Origin of the sequence: Providencia sp. PROV130 (assembly GCF_028482225.1) — a bacterium.
Lineage (GTDB): Bacteria > Pseudomonadota > Gammaproteobacteria > Enterobacterales > Enterobacteriaceae > Providencia > Providencia rettgeri.
In genome coordinates this window covers 42,380-66,785 of the sequence record NZ_JAMPQC010000005.1, presented here as the reverse complement: position 1 = coordinate 66,785, position 24,406 = coordinate 42,380, and the positions used below count along the sequence as shown (strand labels likewise).

24 protein-coding genes are annotated in these 24,406 nt (G+C 39.7%); 15 read left to right on the top strand and 9 right to left on the bottom strand.

Annotated features, from left to right (window positions below; translation table 11 throughout):
• Positions 1-105: 105 nt before the first annotated feature.
• The 4 genes from ruvX to rsmE all read right to left on the bottom strand — a co-directional run bounded on the left by ruvX (position 106) and on the right by rsmE (position 2,912).
• Positions 106-525 carry a Holliday junction resolvase RuvX gene (ruvX, locus tag PSF28_RS04230; protein ID WP_004914142.1) on the bottom strand — a complete coding sequence of 140 codons (420 nt, stop codon included), beginning with the start codon at positions 523-525 and terminating at the stop codon, positions 106-108.
• Positions 525-1,088, bottom strand: a complete 564-nt coding sequence (locus PSF28_RS04225; protein WP_210836986.1) for a YqgE/AlgH family protein — start codon at positions 1,086-1,088, stop codon at positions 525-527. The genes ruvX and PSF28_RS04225 overlap by 1 nt, the downstream gene beginning before the upstream one ends.
• Positions 1,089-1,223: 135 nt before the next feature.
• Positions 1,224-2,171: a glutathione synthase gene (gshB, locus tag PSF28_RS04220; protein ID WP_210836988.1), complete on the bottom strand. Its 948-nt coding sequence runs from the start codon at positions 2,169-2,171 to the stop codon at positions 1,224-1,226.
• A 9-nt stretch (positions 2,172-2,180) separates the two neighbouring features.
• Positions 2,181-2,912, bottom strand: coding sequence for a 16S rRNA (uracil(1498)-N(3))-methyltransferase (gene rsmE, locus PSF28_RS04215; protein ID WP_210836990.1), 732 nt, complete (start codon positions 2,910-2,912; stop codon positions 2,181-2,183).
• A gap of 576 nt (positions 2,913-3,488) precedes the next feature.
• On the opposite strand from rsmE, the gene PSF28_RS04210 reads away from it, so the two are divergent.
• On the top strand, positions 3,489-4,001 hold the full coding sequence (locus tag PSF28_RS04210; RefSeq protein WP_272684696.1) for a prepilin peptidase: 513 nt from the start codon (positions 3,489-3,491) through the stop codon (positions 3,999-4,001).
• A gap of 57 nt (positions 4,002-4,058) precedes the next feature.
• Here the strand turns inward: PSF28_RS04210 and PSF28_RS04205 are convergent, their stop codons facing one another.
• The gene (locus PSF28_RS04205; protein WP_272684695.1) at positions 4,059-4,703 is read right to left on the bottom strand and encodes a DsbA family protein; all 645 of its coding nucleotides are present in this window, start codon (positions 4,701-4,703) and stop codon (positions 4,059-4,061) included.
• A gap of 172 nt (positions 4,704-4,875) precedes the next feature.
• On the bottom strand, positions 4,876-5,748 hold the full coding sequence (locus PSF28_RS04200; protein WP_210840312.1) for an MBL fold metallo-hydrolase: 873 nt from the start codon (positions 5,746-5,748) through the stop codon (positions 4,876-4,878).
• A gap of 132 nt (positions 5,749-5,880) precedes the next feature.
• On the opposite strand from PSF28_RS04200, the gene PSF28_RS04195 reads away from it, so the two are divergent.
• Positions 5,881-6,801, top strand: a complete 921-nt coding sequence (locus PSF28_RS04195; protein ID WP_210840311.1) for a LysR family transcriptional regulator — start codon at positions 5,881-5,883, stop codon at positions 6,799-6,801.
• On the opposite strand, the gene PSF28_RS04190 is transcribed toward PSF28_RS04195, so the two are convergent.
• Positions 6,775-7,710, bottom strand: a complete 936-nt coding sequence (locus PSF28_RS04190) for a LysR family transcriptional regulator (RefSeq protein ID WP_210840310.1) — start codon at positions 7,708-7,710, stop codon at positions 6,775-6,777. The two genes, PSF28_RS04195 and PSF28_RS04190, sit on opposite strands and share 27 nt — an antisense overlap.
• Positions 7,711-7,836: 126 nt before the next feature.
• Here PSF28_RS04190 and lysA point away from each other — a divergent pair, with 126 nt between their 5' ends.
• The 4 genes from lysA (at position 7,837) to PSF28_RS04170 (ending at position 11,849) form a co-directional block, all read left to right on the top strand.
• Positions 7,837-9,096 carry a diaminopimelate decarboxylase gene (lysA, locus tag PSF28_RS04185; protein ID WP_210840309.1) on the top strand — a complete coding sequence of 420 codons (1,260 nt, stop codon included), beginning with the start codon at positions 7,837-7,839 and terminating at the stop codon, positions 9,094-9,096.
• A 170-nt stretch (positions 9,097-9,266) separates the two neighbouring features.
• Complete coding sequence (locus tag PSF28_RS04180; protein ID WP_272684694.1) at positions 9,267-9,905, top strand: sel1 repeat family protein; 639 nt, start codon at positions 9,267-9,269, stop codon at positions 9,903-9,905.
• A gap of 17 nt (positions 9,906-9,922) precedes the next feature.
• Positions 9,923-11,029, top strand: coding sequence for a hypothetical protein (locus tag PSF28_RS04175; protein WP_272684693.1), 1,107 nt, complete (start codon positions 9,923-9,925; stop codon positions 11,027-11,029).
• A gap of 124 nt (positions 11,030-11,153) precedes the next feature.
• Complete coding sequence (locus tag PSF28_RS04170) at positions 11,154-11,849, top strand: hypothetical protein (RefSeq protein ID WP_272684692.1); 696 nt, start codon at positions 11,154-11,156, stop codon at positions 11,847-11,849.
• An 80-nt stretch (positions 11,850-11,929) separates the two neighbouring features.
• On the opposite strand, the gene fadE is transcribed toward PSF28_RS04170, so the two are convergent.
• Positions 11,930-14,395, bottom strand: a complete 2,466-nt coding sequence (gene fadE, locus PSF28_RS04165; protein WP_272684691.1) for an acyl-CoA dehydrogenase FadE — start codon at positions 14,393-14,395, stop codon at positions 11,930-11,932.
• A 390-nt stretch (positions 14,396-14,785) separates the two neighbouring features.
• On the opposite strand from fadE, the gene lpcA reads away from it, so the two are divergent.
• Positions 14,786-15,364, top strand: coding sequence for a D-sedoheptulose 7-phosphate isomerase (gene lpcA / locus PSF28_RS04160; RefSeq protein ID WP_004914109.1), 579 nt, complete (start codon positions 14,786-14,788; stop codon positions 15,362-15,364).
• A 28-nt stretch (positions 15,365-15,392) separates the two neighbouring features.
• Complete coding sequence (locus PSF28_RS04155) at positions 15,393-16,160, top strand: class II glutamine amidotransferase (RefSeq protein WP_004914108.1); 768 nt, start codon at positions 15,393-15,395, stop codon at positions 16,158-16,160.
• On the opposite strand, the gene PSF28_RS04150 is transcribed toward PSF28_RS04155, so the two are convergent.
• On the bottom strand, positions 16,131-16,868 hold the full coding sequence (locus tag PSF28_RS04150) for a L,D-transpeptidase family protein (RefSeq protein WP_272684690.1): 738 nt from the start codon (positions 16,866-16,868) through the stop codon (positions 16,131-16,133). The genes PSF28_RS04155 and PSF28_RS04150 overlap by 30 nt on opposite strands.
• Positions 16,869-17,284: 416 nt before the next feature.
• On the opposite strand from PSF28_RS04150, the gene PSF28_RS04145 reads away from it, so the two are divergent.
• The 7 genes from PSF28_RS04145 to PSF28_RS04115 all read left to right on the top strand — a co-directional run bounded on the left by PSF28_RS04145 (position 17,285) and on the right by PSF28_RS04115 (position 24,395).
• Positions 17,285-18,628, top strand: a complete 1,344-nt coding sequence (locus PSF28_RS04145) for a Na(+)-translocating NADH-quinone reductase subunit A (protein WP_272665446.1) — start codon at positions 17,285-17,287, stop codon at positions 18,626-18,628.
• Between the two features lie 4 nt (positions 18,629-18,632).
• Positions 18,633-19,871, top strand: coding sequence for an NADH:ubiquinone reductase (Na(+)-transporting) subunit B (locus PSF28_RS04140; protein ID WP_210840184.1), 1,239 nt, complete (start codon positions 18,633-18,635; stop codon positions 19,869-19,871).
• Positions 19,864-20,658 (top strand): Na(+)-translocating NADH-quinone reductase subunit C, encoded by a 795-nt coding sequence (locus PSF28_RS04135; RefSeq protein WP_004914104.1) that lies wholly within the window; start codon positions 19,864-19,866, stop codon positions 20,656-20,658. The genes PSF28_RS04140 and PSF28_RS04135 overlap by 8 nt, the downstream gene beginning before the upstream one ends.
• On the top strand, positions 20,651-21,280 hold the full coding sequence (locus PSF28_RS04130; RefSeq protein ID WP_004914102.1) for an NADH:ubiquinone reductase (Na(+)-transporting) subunit D: 630 nt from the start codon (positions 20,651-20,653) through the stop codon (positions 21,278-21,280). The genes PSF28_RS04135 and PSF28_RS04130 overlap by 8 nt, the downstream gene beginning before the upstream one ends.
• A gap of 4 nt (positions 21,281-21,284) precedes the next feature.
• A complete protein-coding gene (gene nqrE / locus PSF28_RS04125; RefSeq protein WP_004914100.1) occupies positions 21,285-21,881 on the top strand; it encodes an NADH:ubiquinone reductase (Na(+)-transporting) subunit E in 597 nt (198 codons plus the stop codon).
• A 15-nt stretch (positions 21,882-21,896) separates the two neighbouring features.
• On the top strand, positions 21,897-23,123 hold the full coding sequence (gene nqrF / locus PSF28_RS04120) for an NADH:ubiquinone reductase (Na(+)-transporting) subunit F (protein WP_004914098.1): 1,227 nt from the start codon (positions 21,897-21,899) through the stop codon (positions 23,121-23,123).
• Positions 23,124-23,363: 240 nt separating this feature from the next.
• Entirely contained in the window at positions 23,364-24,395 is a 1,032-nt protein-coding gene (locus PSF28_RS04115) for an FAD:protein FMN transferase (RefSeq protein WP_272684689.1), read from the top strand.
• The last annotated feature ends 11 nt before the right edge of the window (positions 24,396-24,406 follow it).

The following is a 24,406-nucleotide window of genomic DNA, read 5'->3' as shown; positions in this document are numbered from 1 at the left end:
GTTATACATGAATAGCGACTGTAGACCATAGTGTAAAGCAAATTACGTTAGAACGGCACCTTTGCATGAGGTTAAGACGAAAAATAACCTCAAATTCGTGCAAATTTAAATATGTTGCTCAAACCAGCTTTCAAGGATCACAACAGCAGATGCAGAATCTACTTTTCCTTTACTCAAAGCTCGATAACCACCTTGTTCAAAAAGGCCTGCTTTTGCTTCAACAGTGGAAAGACGTTCATCATGTAATTCGACTTTAACACCAAAACGGCCATGAATTCGATTTGCAAAATTACGGGCTTGGCTTGTGACCAATTGCTCCGTACCATCCATATTAAGGGGAAGGCCAACAATAACCAACTGAGGTTGCCATTCTTTAAGTAACTTTTCGATTTGTTGCCAATCAGGGCGGCCGTCACTGGCTTTTAGTGAGGTTAATGGTCGTGCGGTACCTGTAATTTCTTGTCCAACGGCCACACCGATACTTTTGGTCCCAAAATCAAAGGCTAACAAAGTTCTTCCAGACATTAAGCATGCCCCGCTTGCATTGAAATAGTATGAATATCAATACCAATTAATTTCGCTGCAGCAGTCCAGCGCTCATGAATTGGTGTGTCAAAAATAAGCTCAGGAGACGCTTCAACGGTTAACCAGCTATTTTCCATGATTTCACGTTCAAGTTGACCAGGTTCCCAGCTTGCATAACCTAGCGCAACTAAGGAGTTTGCGGGGGATAGCTCACCTCCTAAAGTCTCTAAGATATCTTTTGACGTCGTTACCATCACTTCATCATTTAAGTGCAGACTCGATAAAAAGCCTTTTATCGGTGTATGTAAGATAAACCCATGCTCTTCAGCCACGGGACCACCCGCAATGACAGGTTTTTTTAAATTACGATTATCAATTTTATTTGAAATCGTAATTTCGAGTTTTTTAAGCATCGTATCGACAGAAAAATCATCAATAGGCTTGTTAATCACAATCCCCATCGCCCCTTTTTCATTGTGCTCACACACATAAACGACCGACTGCTCAAAATAAGGGTCTGTTAAGGATGGCATGGCGATAAGAAAATGGTTTTGCAGATTCAAACTTAGACTCCAGCAAATTTAAAACAATTGAGAGAACACAATAAAAGGCAAACTTATAGGTGGTAAATAAAACGGATGGCTTTTATTGTGTGAAAATAATAAAAGCCATCAGTGAAGATAAACCACCACTATAAATTATTTATTGAGACGGCGTTCAATGGCATCCATTAACATACCTGTAATGGAGATATCAAATGCGGCTTCAATTTCCCGCGCACATGTTGGGCTGGTCACGTTAATTTCGGTTAAACGGTCACCAATGATATCAAGGCCAACAAAAATTAAGCCTTTTTCTTTTAATGTTGGCGCTACGGCACGTGCAATGGCCCAGTCACTTTCACTTAATGGACGAGCTTCCCCACGGCCCCCCGCTGCAAGGTTACCTCGGGTTTCACCTTGAGCTGGAATTCGTGCTAAGCAATAAGGAACAGGTTCACCATCCACTACCAAGACACGTTTATCACCATCTTTAATTGCTGGTAGGAAGTTTTGTGCCATGCAGTAACGGGAACTATGCTCCGTTAACGTTTCGATGATTACGCCCACATTTGGGTCATCTTGTTTAAGACGGAAAATCGAAGCGCCACCCATACCATCTAGTGGTTTGAATATAACATCCCCATGTTTTTGGTGAAATTCTCTCAACTTTTGTGGGCTGCGTGTGACCAATGTGTCCGGTGTTAACTCAGCAAACCAAGCTGTAAAGAGTTTTTCATTGCAGTCACGTAGGCTTTGCGGTTTATTCACAACTAAGGTGCCAGCTTGTTCTGCTCTTTCTAAAATATAAGTCGCATAGATAAATTCAGTATCAAAAGGCGGGTCTTTCCGCATTAAAATGGCATCAAGTGAACTTAGGGGGATATCTTGTTCCCCATGAAATTCATACCATTTTTCTGGGTTTTCTTCGACTGTCACGATTTTTGTTTGTGCGCGAGCTTCACCTTGGTATAAATACAGGTCATTCATTTCCATATAATGGATTTCATAACCTCGACGCTGAGCTTCCAGCATCATTGCAAAACTGGTGTCTTTCTTGATTTTGATGGATGAAATAGGATCCATCACTATACCGAGCTTGATCATTTTTTCTCCTTACCCCAGATCACCTAAGCGCACTTGTAGTGCTGTGATAGCGGTTAGCGCAGTCGTTTCTGTTCGTAATACTCGAGGCCCTAACAGTATATCGGTAAATTGATAATTTGCTGTCATGGCAATTTCGTCTGCTGACAAGCCACCTTCTGGGCCAATCAACAATCGTACTTTCTTCAATTCAGTGGGTAACGTATTAATACTTTCTGTTGCTCGTGGGTGCAAATTGACTTTAAATGCACCGTCAGTTTCAGCACACCAGGCTTCAAGGGTTTGGACTGGGCGAATTTCTGGAATTCGGTTGCGGCCACATTGTTCACAGGCGGCAATCGCAATTTTTTGCCATTGCAGTAATTTTTTCTCGAGCCGTTCGCCATCTAGGCGAACACCGCAACGTTCTGATAACAAAGGTGTTATTGTATTAACTCCGAGTTCGACAGATTTTTGGATGGTAAATTCCATTTTTTCCCCACGAGACATGACCTGCCCGAGGTGTAAATCGAGAGGGGATTCTCTATCGTCAATCTGGCTATTTTCAATGTGTACGAATACATTTTTTTTAGTAGCTTCAGTAATTTCAGCACTAAAGGTTTGATTGCTGCCATCAAAAAGTTCGAGTTTTTGGCCCGCAGTCATGCGTAGTACCCGACCTACATGGTTTGCAGCATCATCACCAAGAGAAATTGTTGTGTTTATTTGAAGAGGCTCTGGGTGATAAATGCGTGGAACGCGCATAGCTTTTCCTTAGTACCGACTGGGTTAATAAATAATATAACTTTGATGAATATGGGGGTTGAATTGTTAAACTCAAGCGCTACTACCTAGTTTATAACGAAATAGTGACCTTTTATAGTATGTCTGTGCCATAAGTGACATCTTAAACAGTGATGAAAGTAAACTAGAAGATCATGATATTCGAATAAACCGACTCTACTCAACGGAATTAAAGTGTTGGGGATAGCAGAAATTCACAGTATATTTATTTTTATCTCCATAAAGGAATAAGGAGTTAATATGAGGGAGTTACTCTGTACTTTAATATCAACGGTCATACCTATTATTTCGCCGTCTGAGCAATTTACATTATCATGTCAAAATGATAAATCTATCAATATTATTGATTTTATTTGTATTTTATTTTCTTTATTTATGCTGTTAATATCCTTTTTTACGACTAAAAAACTACTTATTTATTTACCGGTTGTCCATTTTGATAAATCCAAAATTATTATTAAAAATACCGTTCTACTTCTAATATATAGTGCGCTGATTTTTATAATTTATTATTCATCTAATAATTTACGTATTATTTTGTTTTTAACATTATATATTAATCTAATAACACCATTATTTATCATTGATAATAAAATAGGTTATCTCCCTGATATTCTTACGTACCCATTATTATGGTTAGGGTTGCTATATCAAATTCACTTACCAAGTGGGAATGTAGTCTCAGCTATTTATGCAGTACTGATCAGTTACTTAGTGATGTTAATGGTGGTTACATTGGTTGAGAAACAAACTTATCAACCACAAATGGGGAGAGGGGATTTTAAACTCGTTGCAGCTTGTTCGGCCTGGCTTGGAGTTTGGGAGTTACCTTACTTTTTGGGCACTGCCGCAGGGCTGGGGCTATTACAATATTGGGTAACGTATGGGCTATTGCCTAAAATATCCCCAAAGAAGCAACTGGCAAATCTAGCCCACACAGAGGCATTATCTGGGGTGCAAATAGCTAAAACAGCGAAGACGATTCCATTTGGCCCCGCATTAATTATTAGTGCTAGCACATGGTTGTATTTATCAATAATTGAATATTAAATTAAATGACAACCTTATGCGTATATTTGAAAAGCGGCTTATTAAAAAGGGTGATTATTAAGACGCTGCGGTTACCAAAGAATCTAAAAACTGCTGCCATTTACTTGGCTCACCGAGGTAATTCTGTAATGGAACACGTAACCATTTACCCTGTTGTTGTATTAACAGAGTTGGAAAACCAGATGCCCCTGACTGCGCTAATAGTGCCTTACTGCTTGTGATATGATTGGCGGTTTCATGTTGTTCGCACTCGCTGTAGTCAGACACATACTGTGTTACATCAAGGTCGATATCTTTAGCGAGGTCAAGAAGCACTGCAGTATCTTTAATGTGGCGTCCTGAAATATAGTGCGCTTTTTGGATGGCTTTAAGCATCTCAAAGCCTTTGCTTTGCTTGGTTGCAGCCAATATAGCGGTTTGTGGTGGTGTTGAGTCCATAACCAAATTAGGTTCGTGTAGCATCTTTATATAGTCATCACCAAATACTTGCCCTGTCATGGATGCAATACGCTTATCAGATTGCAGAATATATTGGCGAAAATTATCATCTAAATGTAGGCGAGCATTGCCAGCTAACATACCACCACCATGCATTTCAATGTTGATACTTGGGTGTTGGTTGGCAATTTCGATTAAAGGCGCAGCGGCGTAGCACCAGCCGCAATAAGGGTCATAAATATAGTGTAGGGTGATGTTGCTCATAATCGTTCTCTCTATTTGATCTTTTTAAGTAATTTGAGTTAAGTTGTATCATTATCATCAAAAAATTAATACCACTATCATTCGGTGAAATCAGCCAAATTGCTTTTAGTCATTCAGTGAGTTGCTACGGAACATACCGCGCAAAATGGCTGTAATAGTGAGTATTACTTGGTTATTGAGGCCACTGCATTTCGCCTTTAACAACTTTTGCACTAAGCTCTAAACTTGATTTGTCATCTAATTGTGGATATTTTACCGCAATTTTTTGGATGAGTTCATCTGAGTTTTTACTTGTTTTTGCCGCATTTTCAAAATCTTGTAAGTATTTTTGAGTAAAAGAAACCGTACTTTTATCTAATTTAGATGCTCCCGTAAAGTGACCGGGAACAACCATTGTTGGGTTCAGTGCTTTGATGTCTTTTAATGTTTGCTGCCAATTTTTACGTGACTCTTCTGTTTGTGTATCTGCTACCCAAACATGAATATTGTCAGAAACAATAACGCCCCCCACAACGGCTTTTAATGATGGAACCCAGACATAAGTTCTATCTGGCGAAGCGCCATCAAGGCCTTTAATTTCAAGCCGTTCACCATCAACTGTGAAGCTATTTCCTTTAATAACCTCAGGGACAATAATATGGGTAGGCGCTTCATCTTTTAATACACCGCCCCAGTAAGCCAGTTTGCCATCTTTAGTTGCTTTAATGGCTTCAACTGTGTTTGCTGTCGCGACCACTTTAGCTTCAGGGAAGGCGTTTGTTAGGGTATCGAGCCCAAAATAGTAATCAGGATCTGAGTGGCTAATATAAATCGTGGTTAATTTCTTGTTGAGCTTTTTAATTTTATCAACCAATTGTTGTGCATCATTTTTTTGAAATTGTGCGTCAATTAACACCACTTCACTTGAGCCGCTAATAATTTCAGAGGAAACCGGAAATACACTGTTATTTCCAGGATTATAAACATCTAATGTTAGTGTTTCAGCTTGAGCCAAATTCATCGTTGTAGCCAATAATGCGGTTGCAGCTAATAAGGTAAATTTCATGTTGTATCCTAAAATAAAGTTATACAGGAAAGCTTGTTTTTTGCATGGCGTGTATATTAAATTGCAATGATAAGATGAAAAACCCCATAATCAGGTGTTGTTTGTTGCGTAATTCGGTCAAATGAGAGTGGTATGGATAGATTAAAGGCAGCAGAAGTATTTATTACTATCGTTGAACAAGGCAGTCTGAGTGGGGCAGCAGAAAAATTAGAGATGTCGAGAGCGATGGTGACTCGCTATTTGTCAGAAATGGAACAATGGGCGGGAGTGCGTTTATTAAATCGTACCACGCGGAAATTAAGTTTAACTTCAGCGGGGGAAGGGGTATATCAACAATCTTTGCAACTTAATGCTATTTCCCAAATGGTCCCTGTGCAGCAAGAGCTTGATGCAAAAGCATTATCCGGTTTAGTGCGCATTAGTTGCTCACAATCTATTGCCCAAAGTGCGCTTTCTGTGGCTATTGCTGAGTTTATGAAACTCTATCCGAATATGGCGATAGATATGCAAATATCGAATAAATCAGTTAATTTAATAGAGGAACGAATTGACTTGGCTATCCGTATTACTAATCAACTGGAGCCGAGTTTAATCGCAAAACCATTGTCAACTTGCCATTCTGTCATTTGTGCTTCACCTGATTTTTTAAAAGGGAAAAAATATCCCGAAAAACCAGAAGATTTAGTTTTACTCGATTGCTTAACCTACAATTTTTTTGGTCGTAGCTTATGGGTCTTTGAAAAGGCAGGTATGCAGCATAGTGTATTGGTTGATGGGCGATTAAGTGCGAATGAATCCGTATTTCTCGCTGAGGCAACATTGCAGGGCGCGGGTATCTCTATGCAACCATATTATTCTGTTGCTGATCATTTGGCCTCAGGGGCGTTAGTTCAACTATTACCTGAATATACGCCAATGCCTCTAGGTATTTACGCTGTGTATACGAGTCGGCAAAAAATGCCAACTGCATTGAGAGTGGTGATTGATTATCTCGCTAATTGGTTTGCAACTTCACCTCACTGGCAGTTATTGATGCAACAGCGCGGAAATTAGCTGGGTTTTTATTTGATTAAAGTTATCCTCTAAATGTTGAGTAAAAATATTGGTCAATTGTGATGAAGGGCGGTGAATAGGTTTTATCAAGCTAACGGTAAAAGGAATCGAAAAGCTGAGTGGGCGCAGAGCTAACTTCCCAGCAGATTGTTGATGAAAATCTAATGCAGTTAAAGGGTTAACAATAGAAATCCCAATCCCTTTTAGTGCCATAGCGCAAATAGATGATGCTGAATGCGTTTCCATGACCATTTTGCGCTCGACATGGTGCTCCGCAAAGGTTGAGTCAATCAACTGACGATAGCTGTCAGTTAATGATAGGCTAATAAAACGTTGGTCTTGAAAATCGTTGGGGGTTAGGGCTTTTTTTTGGGCTAAAGGGTGGCTTGCGGGTAAGACACATACTTCATTTAAACTTCCCAGTGTTTGTTGTTCAGTTCCCGGTGGCATTTGCAAATGTTCTGTTAAACCGAAATCGTAACGCTGAGCGGACAACCATTCTTCAAGAACAGGAGACTCTTGCGGGATCACTGTGATGCTGACATCAGGGTAATTTTCCATAAACGATTGGCAAACATGGGGCAATAAAGATTGTGCGAAAGCAGGTAAACAGGTTATCGAAATTTGGGCATGTTCGAAGCGTCGAATAGTTTCCGCTGAGTTTTTAATGCGTTCCAAACCATAATAAGAGCGTTCGACTTCTTCAAGAAACCGTAACCCTTGTGCTGTTGGCTGTAGACGTCCTTTGACCCTATCGAATAATTTAAACTGTAAAAGGTATTCTAAGCGAGCAAGTTCACGGCTGATAGTCGGTTGTGAGGTGTTTAGCAGCGCAGCGGCTTCCGTCAGGTTGGGGGCAGTCATTACAGCACGGAATATTTCAATGTGCCGCCATGAAATAGCTTGCATAGGAAGTCCTTAAATAAAGTCTATATCAAATATGAATAGACTTTAGCAAAATAGATATTTTTTTTCCCGTATTATTCTTTGAATAATAGCTTTTAATATAATAAAAACTTGCAAACGAGAAAGACAATGACTTCATTCGCAACGACAACAAGCCAATATTTAACACCTGAATATCTACGTGTATTACCCGAGCAGTACGGTAGCCCTGTTTGGGTTTATGATAGCGCGGTGATTATTGAGCGCATCAAGCAATTACAAGTTTTTGATACCGTGCGTTTTGCGCAAAAAGCATGCTCGAATATTCATATCCTACGCTTAATGAAACAACAGGGCGTCAAAGTCGATTCCGTTTCTTTAGGAGAAATAGAACGTGCTTTGGTGGCAGGGTTCCAGCCTGGACGTGAGAACTCTGAAATCGTATTTACAGCAGATGTGCTCGATAGAGCCACATTAGCGAAAGTGACTGATCTAGATATCCCTGTGAATGCAGGCTCGATTGACATGCTTGAGCAAATTGGCGAACAAAAAGCTGGCCATCCTGTTTGGTTACGCATCAATCCAGGTTTTGGTCACGGCCATAGCCAAAAAACCAATACTGGTGGTGAAAATAGTAAGCACGGTATTTGGCATGAAGATTTACCTACAGCGTTAGAGACAATTCGCCATTACAATTTATCGCTAGTTGGTATCCATATGCATATTGGCTCAGGGGTTGACTATCAACATCTTGCCGATGTGTGTGATTCTATGGTGGCGTTAGTCACAACCGCAGGGGTTGACCTTCATGCCATTTCAGCAGGCGGTGGGTTATCAACCCCTTATCGTGAAGGTGATGAATTAATCGATGTGCAGCATTATTACAGCCTATGGGATAACGCTCGCCAACGTATCGAACAACACTTAGGGCACAAAATTGAACTTGAAATAGAACCCGGCCGTTATTTAGTTGCTGAGTCTGGGGTACTATTAGCAGAAGTGCGAGCCGTTAAATATATGGGTAGCCGTCACTATGTGCTTGTAGACAGTGGTTTTAATGACCTAATGCGTCCAGCGATGTATGGCAGTTATCACCATATTTCGGTATTACCCACGGATGGACGTAATGTTGATGGTGCTCAACTAAAAGACACGATTGTCGCTGGCCCTTTGTGTGAATCAGGAGATGTATTTACCCAGTTAGAGGGCGGTTTAGTGGTAACCCGCGCTTTACCCGAGGTGAAAGTTGGCGATTTTCTGGTTTTCCATGACACTGGCGCTTATGGTGCATCCATGTCATCAAACTACAATAGCCGTCCATTATTGCCGGAAGTGATGTTTGTGAATGGTAAACCACAATTAATTCGCCGCCGCCAAACAATAGAAGAACTGTTGGCATTAGAGCTGTAGTTTAAATCATTCTTCAAAAAAATTAATGGGTCCAGCTATTGAATAAATAGCTGGATTTTTTTGTTTTTAATTAAGGTTAAAATTACTCTTTTGGGTTATTTACAATATTTTCCCATTTGTAAAAATAAATTGATTATTTCTAATGGTTTATTTTATTTAAAGTGAATAATATGAAATTGATGTTTTTTATACTTAGCCTCGTCTTTTTAGAGTGTAAAGCTCAAGATTTGAAAAGAGGTGTCATTATGCCATCATATAGGATGCTGTCATTTAATTATGATAGCAAATATTTAATATATGAACCGTCTATTAATGATGAGTATCCACCACCAAGAAATGAAAAAGATTTTTTCTTGTTAGTTGAAAAGGCAGCATCAGGAGATTCCAATAGTAATTTATTATTGTTTAAATTATTTCTTAAAGATTCTAATTGTAAGTATTTTGATTTTAAACCTACCATGCCTAATTTTATTTGTAAAAAAGCTGTTAATTACTTAATTGAATCGGTTAATGGAAATCCTGATAATAATATAGCGTTATTTGAAATGAGTAAACTTCATTATAAAGGGGTTGTATTAGATAAAAATATAAATAAAGCAAATTTAATTCTAGATAAGATAATAGAAAAAGGAGGGCGAGATTCTGTATTAGTCTGTGATTATTTAGTTGAAATTACTCTTTTTGATGATGAAAGAAACATAAAAGATATTGATAAAGCACGATATTATGCAAATCTTGGCTCGAAAAATGGTAGCGATAAATGTAATAAATATCTCAATGATATAGATAACTACATGAAAAACAAATGAAGATAATAGGAGGGGGAATGGAAGTTAAAGAATATATACCGGAACATTATTTACAAAGCGTGAATGAAGGTGATAGTCGGTTAATCGAACTAGATGATAATGGTTTCTCTAGCTATGGAGGTCCTAGTTTTACTATATTTATTGCTCCGCCAGATAGCCAATATATAGATGTTGTAGGTGATAATACAAGTATAGGGGGTTCTTCTTTTGGTCATGTATTTATTGGTCTTAAAGGTACAAATCCGGAAAGTAACCAATTTGAAAGTGTATCAATAGGCTTTAGTGCGGGTAATAGCTATTTGACAAATACGGATAATATTTCGTTCGATGACCATAATAAATATTCAGAAGCATCATCTGTGACAATTGTGGGGCAAGGGCCTATATTCCACAATGATTTAAATAATTTGTTTAATACATATAACTCAATTAAAAATAACCCGGATGGTAATGAGAATTATAATTTTATATCAAACAATTGTATTGACTTTGTGAGTGATTTTCTTGAGAAATCTGGCGTCAATGGTATAAAACTAGAAGAGACGCCAAAGAAAAATTTAAAGAAAATAAAGATGATAGCAAAAGAATATAGAACACCTTTAATTATTGATTTAAATAATAATGGTGTGGAAACTTTATCATATGATCTTGGTGTATTATTTGAGTTCAATGGAAAGCTAAAACAAACCGGATGGGTTTCTCCTAGTGATGCATTATTAGTTATAGATAAAAATAGTGATGGTATTATTAATGATTCTAGTGAGTTATTTGGGGATGATTATCTGAAAGAAAATGGTTGTTTTGCATTAAATGGTTTTGATGGTTTATTGGATTTTGATAGCAATAATGATGGGTTTATTAGTAATGATGACTTTTACTGGGAATATCTTAAATTATGGCGAGATGAGAACAGTGATGGTAAAACTCAGCCTGAAGAGCTACTAGGTTTAAGTGAAATAGGTATTTCATCAATAAGCTTAAATTATTCATTTTCTGACTATGTGGATGAAAATAGTAATGAACATAAATTAATATCAGAGGTAACTTGGATTGATGGAAAAAAACAGATGTTGTTGATGTGTGGTTTAAACAAAAAGAGATATCCCATCCTGAAGACCAACTAGTTGAGTTTATTTCATTATTTAATAATGAGCCATCCATAAGCTTAAATAAAAAACTAGTTACTTCAATGACAAGTACATTCCCATTTTTAATATCAAATAACGGCCGTTTATTTAATGGAATAATATGAAGTGGTTATTAATTGTGCTGGCTTTTATTTTCAGTGGATATGAGTCATATTCCTACAATGAAAGCTTTTTTAAAAGTAGTGACGTAAAACCGCCGTCATATAGAATGCTGGCTTTTTCTACTAATAATATGAAGCATGAAAAAGAGAAAAAACTTTTTCAGGCCATGATACCAATTAAAACAGCGGAGAAATTTTATCTACTTAAAAATAGTGCAGGTAAAGGTGATGCCAAAACCAATTATCTTTTGTTTTTATTATATTTTGATGATTCGAACTGTTCTGAAAAAAGCCTAGTCAATTTAAAGCGGATTGCAGATGAAAATTGTTTGATTGCATTAGAATATTTACATAAAACTGTGATGATTGAACCTAATTTTCAGCTGGGTTTATACCGATTAGCTTACTTCAATAATTATGGCATTGGCATGGAAATTAATTTAGAACAATCAATGAAATATTGGGAAATGTTAATAGAAACTAAAGGTTATTACCGTTTATTAGCGCTAGATGCAGCAGGTGAAATATATTTTTATGAGTTTAATGAGCTTAATAAAGCAAAGGAATACCTAACAATTTGTGCAAATGAAGGTGGAGAAATCTGTCAATTTAAACTGAGTGACTGGGATAATAAAATTAAATTACGACCTTATATATTAGAGGCTAAACAGCGAGAAAACTCACCTAGTATGTAGAAGATAGATGTATAATTTACACTAATAAAAAACTCAAGGGGCGAATAACTCCTTGAGTTTTTTTATTACTTAATAATTAATCAAGCCGCTTTCTTTTTCTTACTGGTTTCTTCATTTGACGGTTCATCTGGTGACTTTTTTGTCGGAAGTACACCCAAATCATCAAACTCAAACTCATCGACGTTAATCGTCCGTAATCGACTTGCTTCTGCTTTGCGCAAGATATCAGCTTCTTCTTGTGTAATTACATTTTCAGGAAGTAGTTGGTCTGCAAGTTTATCTAAGCGAGTAAAGCTGAGTTTACGCTCTTTTAGGCGGCAGATGCGCTCAAATATTGGTTCAGCAGCAATGATATCGAGCAGAGCTTGGTTTACAAGGCCATGAGGGTTGTTTTCCGTAGGCGTTAAATACTGCCCACGGCCCAATCTGTCACGTGTTTCTGATGGTTCCATCAGAATTTGAGCCAGTTTATGGTCTAGTCGGTCTGATGGTGTTGACATCGCACGGCCAGTAGGGAACAGCGTGATGCGCATTATCCCCGCAACCAACTTGTTAGGGAAGTTTTTCAGGAGATCATCCATCGCTTTTTCTGATTGATATAAACAATCTTCAACTGCCCATTTCACTAATGGTAAGTCCGCTTTTTGACGACCTTCATCTTCATAACGTTTTAAGGTTGCAGATGCGAGATACAAGTTGCTTAAAATATCTCCTAAGCGAGCAGAGATACGTTCACGACGTTTCAAGCTACCACCTAACACACCCATGGCAACATCGGATAGTAATGCTAAGTTGGCACTTTGGCGGTTTAGCATTTGATAGTAACGGCGCGTTTCATCTTTGGTTGGCGCATGACTTCCGCGACCATTGGTTAAACCAAGCCAGAAGCTACGGAATTGGTTACTAACCACATGACCAATATGCCCAAATACGGCTTTATCAAATTTATGTAAGTTATTATCCTGTGCTGCGGCCATTTCTTCTAATACGAATGGATGGCAACGGATAGCCCCTTGACCGAATATGATCATACTGCGGGTTAGGATATTTGCCCCTTCAACCGTAATGGCGATAGGTGCGCCTTGGTAGGCTCTGGCAACAAAGTTTGAATCCCCAAGACAGATTCCTTTACCACCTGTAATATCCATGGCATCAATAATGGCGCGCTGGCCACGGTGTGTACAGTGGTATTTAACAATAGCGGATAGAACGGCAGGTTTCTCACCTAACATAATTCCAGAGGTGATGAGAGTTGCTGCTGCATCCATCAGATAGGTATTACCTGCGATGCGAGCTAGTGGTTCTTCAATACCTTCCATTTTACCAATTGGTAATTTGAATTGACGGCGAATATAAGAGTAAGCCCCTGTCGCGATAGCAATACTCTTCAAACTACCTGTTGAGTTCGATGGTAATGTAATACCACGACCGACAGAAAGACACTCAACCAACATTCTCCAGCCTTGGCCTGCCATTTTTGGCCCACCGATAATGTAATCGATTGGAACAAAAATATCTTTTCCGCGTGTAGGACCATTCATAAATGGAATATTTAGTGGGAAGTGGCGATGACCAATTTCAACGCCAGGGGTATTGGTTGGAATTAGTGCACAGGTGATACCAAGGTTTTTCTCGCCACCTAATAGTTTATCAGGGTCTGAAAGTTTGAATGCAAGGCCTAATACAGTGGCAATTGGTGCCAAAGTAATATAGCGTTTGTTCCATGTTAAGCGCATTCCTAATACTTGCTCGCCTTGCCATTCCCCCATACAAACGACACCTGAATCTGGGATAGCACCAGCATCGGAACCTGCCTCAGGGCTGGTTAATGCAAAGCACGGAATTTCTTCACCCGTAGCTAAGCCTGGTAAATAGCGTTGTTTTTGTTCATCAGTGCCGTAATGCTGCAGTAATTCACCCGGACCTAATGAATTGGGTACCCCTACAGTGATAGCAAGAATACCGGAGACACCAGCGAGCTTTTGTAGAACCTGAGATTGCGCATAAGCAGAAAACTCTAAGCCACCGTATTCTTTTTTGATGATCATCGCGAAGAAGCGGTGATCACGCAGGTATTGCCACACTTCAGGTGTTAGATCTGCCAGTTCATGGCTCACTTCGAAGTCGTTGACCATGCCACAAACGGTTTCAACAGGCCCATCAATAAAAGCTTGTTCTTCTGCGGTTAGCTGTGGTTTTGGATAGTTATGCAATTTATTCCAATCTGGCGCTCCGCGGAAAAGGTCGCCTTCCCACCACGTTGTTCCTGCGTCAATGGCTTCCTTTTCTGTGCTCGACATAGGAGGCATGATTTTTTGGAACATTTTCATCGCGCGGATAGAGAAAAGCGATTGGCGTACGGGAGTGAAGACAAAAGGAAATAATACTAAGGCAACTGGCAGTAACATCCAGTAGCTCCAAATATTGATGACTCCCATAACCGCGGTATAAGCCAATAATAATACTGAGCTAAAAACCAAAGATGTTTTGTGATAACAAAGTACGCCTATTAAGGCGAGAAATAACACGATGCTGAGAAGGATCATAGCGAAGCTCCTGTCTACTTGTAAGAGGTCTGACCTGTTTGTTGCTTTAATCTATACCTATTAATAAAGAATTAGCAATATATTTACATCCTAATTACAACTTAGCTCACAAAAACGTCATATAAAGGAAAATATCGTAGTAATTTGTATTATTGGCTCTATGAAAAGTCAGGTTATTAGCTATGAGTCACGATGAATTTTGTCGGTAGGATCAAGACAGCACAATCAAAAGTAGAAACAAAATTATCCCTGTGCAACAATCTGACTATTAAAGATTAATTGCCAATATCTACCTAAGTTTTACGATGGAGTGACATTTTTCTTTTAGGATAATTTAGATATAAATTAATCGTATTTTCTGTAACGTATTCTTAATTAAGAGGAAATCTCATGTATCAAGACCTAATCCGCGGTGAGCTGACAGAAGCGGCCGAGACGTTATCGAATTTCCTTAGCGATGACGCCAATATTGCTGCTATCCAACAGGCTGCCGTTTTACTGGCTGACTCTTTTAAAGCGGGTGGCAAAGTATTATCTTGTGGTAATGGGGGCTCTCACTGTGATGCAATGCATTTCGCTGAAGAATTAACAGGGCGTTATCGCGAAAACCGTCCGGGCTATCCTGCGATTGCAATCTCAGATGTGAGTCATTTATCTTGTGTGAGTAATGACTTCGGTTATGAGTATGTTTTTTCACGTTTTATTGAAGCCGTTGGCATGAAAGGCGATGTTTTACTTGGAATTTCTACCTCCGGTAATTCTGGAAATATTATTAAAGCGATTGCAGCTGCGCGTGAAAAAGGTATGAAAGTCATCACATTAACAGGTAAAGATGGCGGGAAAATGGCGGGAACTGCGGATATTGAAATTCGTGTCCCACACTTTGGTTATGCCGACCGTATTCAAGAAATTCATATTAAAGTTATTCATATCTTAATTCAGTTAATTGAAAAAGAGATGGTGAAATAACGTTATTACTGTTTCAGGAGTTTTTTAAATGTGCGAGTTACTTGGCATGAGTGCCAATGTTCCAACTGATATTTCGTTTAGCCTCAGTGGGTTGATTTCCCGAGGAGGTCAAACGGGCCCACATAAAGATGGCTGGGGAATCACCTTTTATGAGGGGCTCGGGTGTCGCACATTTAAAGATCCTCAACCTAGTTTTTTATCACCTGTCGCTCGCTTTGTGCAGGAATATCCGATTAAATCAGAAAGTATTGTTGCTCATATTCGCCAAGCAAACCGAGGGGATGTGTCGTTAGTGAACACTCACCCCTTTACACGCGAGCTATGGGGGCGTAATTGGACTTATGCGCACAATGGGCAGTTAAAAGGATATCGTACACTGAAAACTGGGCGCTATTGCCCGATAGGCGAAACCGATAGCGAATGGGCATTTTGCTGGATACTTCATCAACTCAGTGAAAAGTATCCACGTAGGCCATCAAATTGGAAAAGTGTGTTCCGTTTTATTGCGACACTAGCTGACCAATTGCGTCATAAAGGTGTATTTAATATGTTGCTGTCCGATGGGCAATATATGATGGCCTTTAGCTCGACGAATTTACATTGGCTAACGCGTAAGGCACCGTTTGGTAAAGCAAAATTACTTGACCAAGATATTGAAATCGATTTCGAGCAGTGCACGACACCTACTGATGTGGTCTCTGTGATCGCAACACAACCACTCACGGGTAACGAAAACTGGCAGCGAATTGACCCAGGCAATTTTGTCTTATTCTATCTTGGTGAGCGCATATTGTGATTTAGACCCTAACAATTTAGTTGGAGTCTCAGCTTGGTCAATAACCGCATATTTACCTAAAGAGACTGACACCTCAGCAGGCCTTCCTGTGCGGTTGAAATACTCATAAGCCGGTTGTAATTGTTTCCAGAAAGTATAGTGGCTGGAATTACGATAGCGCAGCATATTTTCATTTGTCATTTTAAATGGATAAATGCTGACATTAATGACGGGCTGTCCACCGAGTAAGGCCGTTTCTACTGTTTGGTAAATCTCGCCCATATATTTGTCTGTCATGGCATAACATCCCACAGAAACACAACTGCCATGGATCATAAGATAGCTGCCACTATAACCTTGTGCTTTATCAAACTCATTAGGAAAACCAATATTGATAGATCGGTAATACCGACTATTAGGATTGAGCTGTTCGGCAGTAATTTGATAAAATCCTTCTGGACTTTTTAGATCACCTTCGATTTTTTTGGGGCCTAGCCCGCCAGAAAACTTACAAATTGGGTAAGTTTTCGACAGTTTATATTTTCCTGATGGCGTTTTTTGGTAGAGTTCTAATAAACCTTCTTGCTTAAATATTTGAATAAAAATAGATGAGTTTGAGCTATCCGATACGTTATTATTAAGTAGATATGAATAGTTACTCGCCTGAATAACAGGAGAATATATGAGTACAAATAAGAAAATTGCACTAAAAAATTTACTTAATTTCATATCTAAGCCATATCAAGAGAATATTATTGAATAAAAAGAGTACATATTTTATGCATTCTAGACGAGTAAATCGAAAATTAATATAGTTTGTTAATAGTTTTTAAATGAACCTTTATTGTTTAAATAATGAACAATGATCGATAAATATGAGCTTAAGTATCGATAATACCGAGTTGTTAACAAAAAAATTTAAATATTAATGCAATTTGCTTGAACTATGTCACTTCTATAGCCGGACATAGAGAGTGGGAACTGATAAAATTATGGTTGGCAGAAGATAAAATTTAGTAACAATTATGTGAGAATACCTGCTTAAGTGATGCCTATTGCTTGAGCTATTTTTTATTTAATGAGTCGCTATCATTCATTGCTGAATCGTTAGCTTAGGGTTTAACTGATAAACTTGTGCAGATCTTATGATTAAAATTAAAAAAGGCCTCAACCTTCCTATTGCAGGTGAGCCAGCCCAAGTGATAGAAGACGGCCCGAAAATTCAACACGTAGCTGTGCTAGGTGAGGAATATGTCGGAATGCGTCCTTCGATGCTGGTTAAAGAAGGTGAGCGTGTAGTTAAAGGACAGGTTCTTTTTGAAGATAAAAAGAACCCAGGGGTTTTATTTACAAGCCCAGCCTGCGGTAAAATTGTTGCTATTCATCGTGGTGAGCGTCGTGTGCTTCAATCTGTTGTCATCGAAATTGATGGCGATGAACAAGAAACTTTTGCAGCTTATACTCGTGATGAGCTATCTACATTAACGCAGCAACAAGTCGAAGAAAACTTGATAAAATCGGGTTTGTGGACTTCTTTAAGAACGCGTCCATTTAGCCGTTCTCCACAACCGGGTTCTTCACCTATCGCTATTTTTGTCACTGCAATGGATACCAATCCACTTGCAGCGGATCCTGTTTTAGTTATTCAAGAGCAAGAACAAGCATTTAACGATGGGCTTTTGGTTCTAAGCCGCTTAACAGAAGGTAAAATCCATGTTTGTCATGGAGAGGGAGACTTACCGAAGAATACGGCTCATAACCAAATTTCTTATACCCAATTTACAGGGCCGCATCCTGCAGGTTTAGTGGGAACTCATATTCATTTCTTAGAACCTGTTAGTATCAAGAAAAAAGTTTGGAGCCTTAATTACCAAGACGTTATCGCTATTGGTAAGCTATTTGTTACGGGTCACCTATATACAGATCGCGTGATTTCATTAGCAGGGCCGCAAGTTGAAAAGCCTCGTCTTCTGCGTACTCGCCTAGGTGCTGATTTATATGAATTAACACAAGGTCAGCTTAAAGCGGGTGAAAACCGTATTATTTCAGGTTCAGTCCTTTGGGGCGTGACATGTGATGATACTCATCACTATCTTGGTCGTTTTCACAATCAAGTCTCAGTGTTAGCCGAAGGTCGCAATAAAGAATTATTTGGCTGGATTATGCCTGGTGTTAATAAGTTTACGATAACGCGTACCACAATCGGGCACTTCCTGAAAAATAAACGTTTTAATTTCACAACGACAATGAACGGCGGTGAGCGTTCGATGGTACCAATTGGTAATTACGAGCGAGTCATGCCCCTCGATATCATGGTCACTCATTTGTTGCGCGATCTCCTCGCTGGAGACACTGATACATCACAAGAATTGGGCTGTTTAGAGTTGGACGAAGAAGATTTAGGTTTATGTACCTATGTTTGCCCAGCGAAATATGAATATGGTCCAGTGCTACGTGATGTTCTGACCAAGATTGAGCTAGAAGGGTGATTCCATGGGTCTGAAAAGTTTATTTGAAAAGTATGAGCACCATTTTGAGCCCGGTGGAAAGCTAGAAAAATACTATGCGTTATTTGAAGCAGTTTCGACTGTTTTTTATACGCCGGGTACGGTAACAAAAGGGCGTTCTCATGTCAGGGATACCATCGACCTGAAACGTATGATGATATTGGTGTGGCTAGCGGTTTTCCCAGCGATGTTCTGGGGAATGTATAACGTTGGTAACCAAGCCATCCCAGCTTTGCACCAATTATATAGCGGGGCTGAGTTACAGCAAGTTCTCGCGAGTGATTGGCATTATAGCTTAGCGCAGTTTTTAGGTGCATCACTTTCGATGGATGCAGGGTGGGGAAGTAAAATGCTGCTAGGAGCAGTATATTTCCTTCCTATTTATGCTGTCGTTTTCTTAGTCGGTGGTTTCTGGGAAGTCTTATTCGCCATGATCCGCGGCCATGAAATTAACGAAGGCTTCTTTATTACCTCGATTCTATTTGCCTTGATTGTGCCACCAACCATTCCTTTATGGCAGGCTGCATTAGGTATCACTTTCGGGGTTGTTGTTGCGAAAGAAATTTTTGGCGGTACTGGGCGTAACTTTTTAAACCCAGCATTAGCTGGCCGTGCTTTCTTATTCTTTGCTTATCCTGCTCAAATATCAGGTGACTTAGTTTGGACTGCTGCAGATGGCTTCTCTGGTGCGACACCATTATCACAATGGGCAACAGGTGGTGAGCATGCCCTAATGAACACGGTGACTCATGAACCTATTACTTGGATGCAAGCCTTTTTAGGTAATATGCCAGGTTCAATTGGTGAAGTGTCAACACTGATGTTGTTTATTGGTGGTGCTCTTATCATGTTCTTCCGTATCGCATCATGGCGTATTGTTGCTGGCGTGATGGTTGGCATGATTGCAATGTCCTACCTATTCAATGCTATTGGCTCTGATACGAACCCGTTATTTGCCATGCCATGGTGGTGGCACATGGTACTTGGTGGCTTCGCATTCGGTATGATTTTTATGGCGACAGACCCGGTATCAGCGTCTTTCACAGACAAAGGTAAATGGGCGTACGGCATTCTGATCGGTGTAATGTGTGTTCTTATCAGGGTTGTTAACCCAGCTTATCCAGAAGGGATGATGCTGGCGATCCTATTCGCCAACCTGTTTGCTCCTCTGTTTGACTATCTGGTCGTTCAAGCAAATATTAAGCGGAGAAAAGCTCGTGGCTAATGAAAAACCAATGAATAACGATAGCGTCGGCAGAACATTTCTAGTTGTTTTTATTCTTTGTCTAGTTTGCTCTATTGTCGTCGCAGGGGCTGCAGTTGGTCTAAAACCACAGCAGCAAGAACAGATTCAGTTAGATACTCAACGTAATATTTTAAGTGTTGCTGGCTTGCTGCAACCTAAAATGACCGCTGAGGAAGTTCAAGATGTATATAAGGATCGTATCGAACCTAAACTTTTGAATTTTAAAACTAATGAATTATCTGATAGCACTAGCCGTTATGACTTAAATAGCGAGCTACGCAGCGAAGAAACGAGTATTGCACTCTCTCCTGCAGAAGATATTGCAAAAATTCGCCGTCGTGCCAATAGCGCTGAAATCTATTTAGTTAAAGATGAAGCTGGAAAAGTATCACAAATTATTTTACCTGTTTACGGCTCTGGTTTGTGGTCTGTCATGTATGCCTTTATTGCGGTAGATGTAGATGGTGTCACCTCTCGTGGTATCACTTATTATGCACATGGTGAAACCCCAGGGCTGGGCGGTGAGGTTGATAACCCTCAGTGGAAAGCCCAATGGCCAGGTAAAAAACTGTTCAATGAGCAGGGGGTTCCGGCAATTAAAATCGTGCGCGGTGGGGCGACAGATAACCCATTCGGTATCGACGGCCTTTCAGGTGCGACTCTAACATCAAACGGAATCCAACATATGTTTGATTTCTGGTTAGGGGATAACGGTTTTGGTCCGTTCCTGAAAAAAGTACGTGAAGGAGCGCTGAATAATGGCTGATTCAAAAGAAGTAAAACGCGTCCTACTTGGACCGTTATTGGATAACAACCCAATTGCTTTACAGGTATTAGGGGTTTGTTCTGCACTGGCAGTGACAACGAAGTTAGAAACAGCACTCGTTATGACTATTGCTGTAACCTTAGTGACGGCATTTTCTAACTTCTTTATTTCACTCATCAGGAATTATATTCCGAGCAGTGTACGTATTATCGTTCAAATGGCAATCATTGCTTCCTTAGTTATTGTGGTTGACCAAATTTTACGCGCGTATGCCTATGAAATATCAAAACAACTTTCTGTATTTGTTGGCTTGATTATTACTAACTGTATCGTAATGGGGCGTGCTGAAGCTTATGCAATGAAAGCACCTCCAATTGAAAGCTTCATGGACGGTATTGGTAATGGTCTAGGTTATGGTGTGATCCTTGTCTTAGTCGGCTTTTTACGTGAGTTATTTGGTTCCGGCAAATTGTTTGGTATCACAGTTTTTGAATCACTACAAACCGGTGGTTGGTACATGCCAAATGGCCTGTTCCTCCTCGCGCCAAGTGCATTCTTTATCATCGGTATGCTGATTTGGGGGTTACGTACCCTGAAACCAGCTCAGGTAGAGAAGGACTAATCACATGGAACACTATATTAGCCTGTTTGTTAAAGCCATTTTTATTGAAAATATGGCATTAGCATTTTTCTTGGGAATGTGTACTTTCCTTGCGGTATCGAAGAATGTAAAAACTGCTTTTGGACTGGGTATCGCTGTAACGGTAGTTCTTGGGATTTCTGTCCCAGCCAATAACTTGGTATACAACTTGGTATTACGTGATGGCGCGATTGCTGAAGGTATCGACTTATCCTTCTTGAACTTTATCACGTTTATCGGTGTTATTGCCGCGTTAGTTCAGATCCTTGAAATGATTTTAGATCGCTACTTCCCATCACTGTATAACGCGTTAGGTATCTTTTTGCCATTGATTACCGTTAACTGTGCCATTTTTGGTGGTGTTTCTTTCATGGCGCAACGTGACTATAACTTTAGCGAATCGGTCGTATATGGGTTCGGTTCGGGGATCGGTTGGATGCTCGCAATCGTATTGATGGCAGCTATTCGAGAGAAGATGAAGTACTCAGATATTCCATCGGGTCTAAAAGGGTTAGGTATCACCTTTGTGACAACCGGTTTAATGGCATTGGGCTTTATGTCCTTCTCCGGTGTGCAGCTATAAAGGCGAGAAGAATTCATGGAAATTATTATTTTAGGTGTCGTGATGTTTACCCTGATTGTCTTGGTGCTGACAGGCTTAATCCTGTTTGCAAAATCCAAGCTAGTCAACACAGGGAACATCAAAGTTGAAGTTAATGGCGATCCAGACAAAAGTTTTGAAGCTCCTGCGGGTGACAAGCTATTAGGCATGTTATCAAACCAAGGTATTTTTGTTTCATCAGCGTGTGGTGGTGGTGGCTCTTGTGGTCAGTGCCGTGTGAAAATCAAAGAAGGCGGTGGTGATATTCTGCCTACTGAGCTTTCTCACATTAACAAGCGTGAAGCAAAAGAAGGCTGCCGATTAGCGTGTCAGGTCAACGTTAAGCAAGATTTAAAAATTGAGCTTCCAGAAGAGATATTTGGCGTAAAAAAATGGGAGTGTGAAGTTATTTCTAATGATAACAAAGCAACTTTCATTAAAGAGCTGAAATTGAAAATTCCTGAAGGAGAAGTCGTTCCTTTCCGTGCGGGTGGCTTTATTCAGATTGAATGCCCGGCACATGTTGTCAAATATGAAGATTTTGATGTACCAGAAGAGTACCGTGAAGATTGGGATAAATTTAACCTATTCCGTTATGTGTCTGAGGTTAAAGAACCAACTGTTCGTGCCTATTCCATGGCAAACTACCCGGAAGAGCATGGTATTATCATGCTAAACGTGCGTATTGCTACGCCACCACCTCGTAATCCGGATGTCCCACCAGGAATTATGTCCTCTTATATTTGGTCATTAAAGCCAGGGGATAAAGTGACTATTTCTGGGCCGTTTGGTGAGTTTTTTGCTAAAGAAACGGAAGCTGAAATGGTGTTTATCGGTGGTGGTGCAGGTATGGCACCAATGCGTTCTCATATATTCGACCAACTGCGTCGCTTAGACTCTAAACGTAAGATTAGTTTCTGGTATGGTGCGCGTTCTGTCCGTGAGATGTTCTACACCGAAGATTTTGACCAACTCGCAGCAGAACATGAAAACTTTACATGGAATGTAGCACTTTCTGACCCTATGCCTGAAGATAATTGGAATGGTTATACTGGCTTCATCCATAATGTCTTATATGAAAACTACTTGAAAGACCATCCAGCACCGGAAGATTGTGAGTTCTACATGTGTGGACCTCCAATGATGAATGCTGCCGTGATAAAAATGTTGAAAGACCTCGGTGTTGAAGATGAAAATATCTTATTGGATGACTTCGGTGGTTAAGCAACTTAGCTGATTTTATTAGACTTATCAAAGTCAGTAGACAGTAACATTTTAAAGAGGGAAAATATTTTCCCTCTTTGTGATTTTAGTAAATCTATTAAGCGCTGATTAGTTAACGGTTAATAGGTAGGTTTATGATTATTTTGACTGGAACATTCTCTGCATGGGTGACGATGTAAAGTGTGTTAATAGTCTGGGCGGCCTTAACAAAATGCGCTCATGATTGACGCGGAGAAAATTATGCTAAGAAAAAGAATTTATACCTCGGTACTGCTATTTGTTGCAGCACTGTTTCTTACTGCCTGTGGTGGACCTGAACAACAAAACCTTCAGGGGCAAACGATGGGTACGTATTATTCGGTTAAATATGTCACAGATTCTTCGGAGCCAAAGCCTGAAGCAATTCAAGCCGAAATAGATAAACGTTTGGAAGAAGTTAACGACCAAATGTCAACATATCGCCCAGATTCAGAATTAAGTCGTTTCAATCAGTTTAAAGAAGTAAATACGCCATTCCCTGTTTCTGCTGCAACGGCAACTGTGGTTAAAAAAGCCATTGAAATTAATAAGCTGACTGATGGTTCATTAGATGTAACGGTTGGGCCTTTAGTTAATTTATGGGGGTTTGGTCCTGAAGGAAGAGTCACTAAAGCACCTTCGGATGAAGAATTGGCTAAGCGCAGAGCATGGGTTGGCATCGAAAAACTTGCTGTTCAAGATAATAACTTAATTAAAACGATCCCTGAGCTGTACGTCGATCTTTCTTCAATTGCGAAAGGCTATGGTGTTGACGTTGTTGCAGAATATTTAGAATCATTAGGCATCAATAATTATATGGTTGATATTGGTGGCGAAGTGCGTACGAAAGGAACAAATGGTAAAGAAGTGCCATGGCGTATCGCAATAGAAAAACCTGCTGCGGATGGTGTTAGCCAAACAGCACAAGAGATTATTGAACCAGGTGACCGTTCTATCGCTACATCAGGGGACTACCGTAATTACTTCGAGCAAGATGGCGTTCGTTTTTCTCATACGATAGACCCGAAAACAGGAAAACCAATCACACATAATTTAGTCTCTATTACAGTAATTGCAGAAAATTGCATGAGTGCTGATGGCTTATCTACAGGATTAAATGTTTTAGGGCCTGAAGTTGGCTTTGCTTTAGCTGAAAAAATGAATATTCCTGTTTTTATGATTGTTAAGACAGATAAAGGTTTTGAAGAGCGCTATACTAAGGCATTCGAACCATTTTTAACCAAAAAACAGTAGTGGTAGGAGGA

What these genes read in the sequence shown, in the direction of transcription:
- ruvX (WP_004914142.1), bottom strand. Translation starts at nt 525, where the DNA reads ATGTCTGGAAGAACTTTGTTAGCCTTTGATTTTGGGACCAAAAGTATC.
- gshB (WP_210836988.1), bottom strand. Translation starts at nt 2,171, where the DNA reads ATGATCAAGCTCGGTATAGTGATGGATCCTATTTCATCCATCAAAATC.
- rsmE (WP_210836990.1), bottom strand. Translation starts at nt 2,912, where the DNA reads ATGCGCGTTCCACGCATTTATCACCCAGAGCCTCTTCAAATAAACACA.
- PSF28_RS04205 (WP_272684695.1), bottom strand. Translation starts at nt 4,703, where the DNA reads ATGAGCAACATCACCCTACACTATATTTATGACCCTTATTGCGGCTGG.
- PSF28_RS04200 (WP_210840312.1), bottom strand. Translation starts at nt 5,748, where the DNA reads ATGAAATTTACCTTATTAGCTGCAACCGCATTATTGGCTACAACGATG.
- PSF28_RS04195 (WP_210840311.1), top strand. Translation starts at nt 5,881, where the DNA reads ATGGATAGATTAAAGGCAGCAGAAGTATTTATTACTATCGTTGAACAA.
- PSF28_RS04190 (WP_210840310.1), bottom strand. Translation starts at nt 7,710, where the DNA reads ATGCAAGCTATTTCATGGCGGCACATTGAAATATTCCGTGCTGTAATG.
- lysA (WP_210840309.1), top strand. Translation starts at nt 7,837, where the DNA reads ATGACTTCATTCGCAACGACAACAAGCCAATATTTAACACCTGAATAT.
- PSF28_RS04180 (WP_272684694.1), top strand. Translation starts at nt 9,267, where the DNA reads ATGAAATTGATGTTTTTTATACTTAGCCTCGTCTTTTTAGAGTGTAAA.
- PSF28_RS04175 (WP_272684693.1), top strand. Translation starts at nt 9,923, where the DNA reads ATGGAAGTTAAAGAATATATACCGGAACATTATTTACAAAGCGTGAAT.
- PSF28_RS04170 (WP_272684692.1), top strand. Translation starts at nt 11,154, where the DNA reads ATGAAGTGGTTATTAATTGTGCTGGCTTTTATTTTCAGTGGATATGAG.
- fadE (WP_272684691.1), bottom strand. Translation starts at nt 14,395, where the DNA reads ATGATCCTTCTCAGCATCGTGTTATTTCTCGCCTTAATAGGCGTACTT.
- lpcA (WP_004914109.1), top strand. Translation starts at nt 14,786, where the DNA reads ATGTATCAAGACCTAATCCGCGGTGAGCTGACAGAAGCGGCCGAGACG.
- PSF28_RS04155 (WP_004914108.1), top strand. Translation starts at nt 15,393, where the DNA reads ATGTGCGAGTTACTTGGCATGAGTGCCAATGTTCCAACTGATATTTCG.
- PSF28_RS04150 (WP_272684690.1), bottom strand. Translation starts at nt 16,868, where the DNA reads ATGAAATTAAGTAAATTTTTTAGTGCAATTTTCTTATTTGTACTCATA.
- PSF28_RS04145 (WP_272665446.1), top strand. Translation starts at nt 17,285, where the DNA reads ATGATTAAAATTAAAAAAGGCCTCAACCTTCCTATTGCAGGTGAGCCA.
- PSF28_RS04140 (WP_210840184.1), top strand. Translation starts at nt 18,633, where the DNA reads ATGGGTCTGAAAAGTTTATTTGAAAAGTATGAGCACCATTTTGAGCCC.
- PSF28_RS04130 (WP_004914102.1), top strand. Translation starts at nt 20,651, where the DNA reads ATGGCTGATTCAAAAGAAGTAAAACGCGTCCTACTTGGACCGTTATTG.
- nqrE (WP_004914100.1), top strand. Translation starts at nt 21,285, where the DNA reads ATGGAACACTATATTAGCCTGTTTGTTAAAGCCATTTTTATTGAAAAT.
- nqrF (WP_004914098.1), top strand. Translation starts at nt 21,897, where the DNA reads ATGGAAATTATTATTTTAGGTGTCGTGATGTTTACCCTGATTGTCTTG.
- PSF28_RS04115 (WP_272684689.1), top strand. Translation starts at nt 23,364, where the DNA reads ATGCTAAGAAAAAGAATTTATACCTCGGTACTGCTATTTGTTGCAGCA.